Source organism: Sedimentibacter sp. B4, assembly GCF_000309315.1.
Lineage (GTDB): Bacteria > Bacillota > Clostridia > Tissierellales > Sedimentibacteraceae > Sedimentibacter > Sedimentibacter saalensis.
On record NZ_CANG01000268.1, the window covers coordinates 1 to 231 of the forward strand.

The 231-nt window shown below is 60.2% G+C and carries 1 protein-coding gene; it reads left to right on the forward strand.

Annotated elements, in window-relative coordinates; translation table 11 throughout:
* Positions 1-231, forward strand: a 231-nt coding sequence (locus BN358_RS23275) for a pyruvate formate lyase family protein (protein WP_198018397.1), incomplete at both ends; no start/stop codon positions are given.

Below are 231 nucleotides of genomic sequence, written 5' to 3' on the forward strand. Positions count from 1 at the left end.
AGGCGCTGCAGCTGGTCACCTTCATCCAGTTCGCCATCCAGATCGAAGACAACGCTCAGGGCGTCTGTTTCGGGCGCTTCGACCAGATGATGTACCCGTACTACAAGCGCGACGTGGAGGCCGGGATCCTCGACCGGGATCACGCCCTCGAGCTTGTCCAGAACTTCCTTGTCATGTTCAGCGTGATCGAGCGGATCCGAAGCTGGGACACACCGAGTTCTCCGGCGGGAA